Annotated in this window: 2 protein-coding genes; one reads left to right on the plus strand and one right to left on the minus strand. The window is 43.2% G+C overall.

The window, feature by feature from the left end:
• Window positions 1–89: 89 nt before the first annotated feature.
• Entirely contained in the window at window positions 90–2,327 is a 2,238-nt protein-coding gene (locus tag IQ229_RS22890) for an FUSC family protein (protein WP_194047694.1), read from the plus strand.
• A 75-nt stretch (window positions 2,328–2,402) separates the two neighbouring features.
• On the opposite strand, the gene IQ229_RS22895 is transcribed toward IQ229_RS22890, so the two are convergent.
• The coding region (locus tag IQ229_RS22895; protein ID WP_228013669.1) for a 2Fe-2S iron-sulfur cluster-binding protein at window positions 2,403–2,728 on the minus strand (326 nt) is incomplete at its 5' end.

Consider the following 2,728-nt stretch of genomic DNA (forward strand, 5'->3'; position numbering starts at 1 on the left):
TTAATTGCCCACCATCAATTAAAATAAATTTGCATATATCAAAATATTAAGATAATTCTGAGAAAAATTTTGTTTTGTTAACAAAAACAATGCAGTTGAATCGAAGTAATTTCCTCAGATTTCTGATCCAATCAGAGCCAGGAAAACCAGCAATATCCAACGGCTTACGAGCTGTGTTAGCGTTGGGAGTTCCCCTGCTAATTGGGCAACTCATTAACCAAAGAGAAAGCGGATTATTCGTTGGTTTAATGGCTCACTTTGTCAACTTAGCGAATATTGGTGGCCCTTACCAAATCAAAGCTAAGACAATGGCACAGGCTACTTTGGGAATAACTGCTTCAGTATTTGTGGGTACTCTAGTCGCTCAAGTTCCAGTACTAGCCGTGGTACTGACACTTCTCTGGGGACTTGCTTCCGGTTTTGCGTCGCTATACGGTAATGCTGGTGCCAATGTCGGCCTGGTGGTAGTGATATCATTTATTACCACGATCGCACAGCCAGGAAACTTGGAAGTTGCACTCATGCGATCGCTACTATGCCTAATTGCAGGTGGATGGGCAATGTTACTCTCCTTAGTAATGTGGCCTTTTAGACCTTACGATCCAATACGGCTAGCTTTGGCTGATTGTTTCAGTGCGTTGGCGCAGCCCACCGGAGGTATCGCCAACTACATTCAGGCATTTGTAAGTAAAGTAGCAACAACTGAAAATATTCTCGAAATTAGAAAAGCATTAGAAACAGCACGCACTGCTTTAGGTACATTACGGATTGGACAGTCGTCTCGGAGTTGGATAAATGAGCCATTTTTGCTACTAATTCAGGATGGCGATCGCTTGCTTGGTTTAGTTGTTGCTTTAACAGAATTACTAGAAACTCACTTCCAACAACAGCAATATTATACAGTTCAGCAATTAGTGGACGATGCACTCGCAGAAATATCATTCATTCTTCAAGCCATAGCGAAAGTCATATCTCGCAAGCCTGCTAGCATCGACTTGGGAAATCTCAAGCGCATCTATGAAGCACTGAAAGAACAAGAAAGTCTGCAAAGAAAAGCAATTGCTGGGAGTGAAACCGACTACACAACCCTCGTTGCTTTCACTAACTTGGTGCTGACGCTCAAAAAGCTGATCGAGCAATTGCAATACACGGCTCAGACAGCTAAATCTCTGGCAGATCGCAGCAAAATGAGTCAACGAGATATAGATAGACTTCTTTTATTTGAAGAAGAACAGCGATCGCTCTTAAGTTTACTCAAAGAAAACCTTACCTTAGACTCAGCAATCTTTCGCCATGCTCTCCGCATTGGTGTGAGTCTAACTGTAGGCGTGATATTATACAGCGTTACAAATTTACCAATGGGCTATTGGGTAACGCTGACAATTATATTAGTCCTGAAACCAAACTTGGGTGCAACTTTCAAACGGTTTTTCCAGCGAGTTGGCGGCACAATCTTAGGAGCTGTCTTAGCTGCTATCTTACTTGCAACCATCACCAGTAAGCCTGTATTAGACATCATTATTCTGCTGACAGTATTTTTTGGCGTTTCCCTAATCGCTTTCAACTATGGGTATTCAGTGATTTTCTTCTCAATATTTGTCTTACTAATTATCGATATTGGTCATCCTATTAGTTGGCAACTTGCTGGCTTTCGGGTGTTGAATACATTAATTGGGGCGGGACTGGCTTTTGCGAGTCATTACTTTATATGGCCAAATTGGGAACGCGATCGTTTACCTAGTCAACTCGCCACAGCGCTACGAGAATGTCACAAATACTTTCGGGATGTGATGGCTGTTTACCAAGGCATAAAGGAGCGTGACTCTAGCATTATCAGTCAACGGCGACAAACTGGACTGGCAATTGGCAATGCCCAAGCCTCCTTCCAAGGATTGCTGCGCGAACCCCAAATGCACCAAGAATTAGTAGAACCAGTAATGACGCTGCTGCTGTATATGGGACGTTTTACTAACGCCGTGACAGTTTTGGCAGTACATCTCGAACATTTCCGAGGAACAGTGCCACTCCCGGAATTAGAAACCTTAGTCCGCCAAATTTCGCTACTCTTAGAGCAGTTAGCTGATTCGGTACAGCAGGAGATTCCCCCACCGCCTTTACCTGAGTTGGAAGAAACGCTGCAAAAAATCCAGCCGCACCTGCAAGCACTGCGTACAGCCAGAATAGAAGAGTTAGCCGTCAATCAAGGACATACACCGATTCGTCAGGCAGTCATTGATTACAGCATATTAGATTTGGAGATCGATCAGATCGTTCGGCGGTTGACTGCTATGCACTCAGCGATGATACGGCTAATATCAAGTAAATAAAAATAATGTTGGATTTCATTGCCTCAACCCAACCTTATCCCTCTTCTTAGGAGAGGGATAAATCTTCTTAACTGATTAGTATTGCGATCGCTTAGATTTTTCAGACTCAGGCTGATAGTAAAGGGCTGATTTATACAAGATTTGTTCTTGATGGGTTTCTAAAGTGCAATCAGACAAAGGGTAAGTTACACAAGTCACAACATAACCAGCCTGTACTTCGCTTGGACGCAGAAATTTTTGCTCACTTTGGTCAACTTCACCGCTAATGAGTTTGGCGACACAGGCAGAACATTCGCCTTGTTTGCACCCAGATGGTAGGCGGATACCAGCTTCTTCCGCCATATCCAGAATATATTGATCGTCTGGTACTGAAATGGTGCGATCTAATCCAAGTGTAGGAT

The organism is Nostoc cf. edaphicum LEGE 07299 (assembly GCF_015207245.1).
In the GTDB taxonomy this organism is placed as follows: Bacteria; Cyanobacteriota; Cyanobacteriia; order Cyanobacteriales; family Nostocaceae; genus Nostoc; species Nostoc edaphicum_B.

Bases quoted from the DNA above. Each gene is read 5' to 3' on its own strand.
- IQ229_RS22890 (WP_194047694.1), top strand. From the start codon at position 90: ATGCAGTTGAATCGAAGTAATTTCCTCAGATTTCTGATCCAATCAGAG.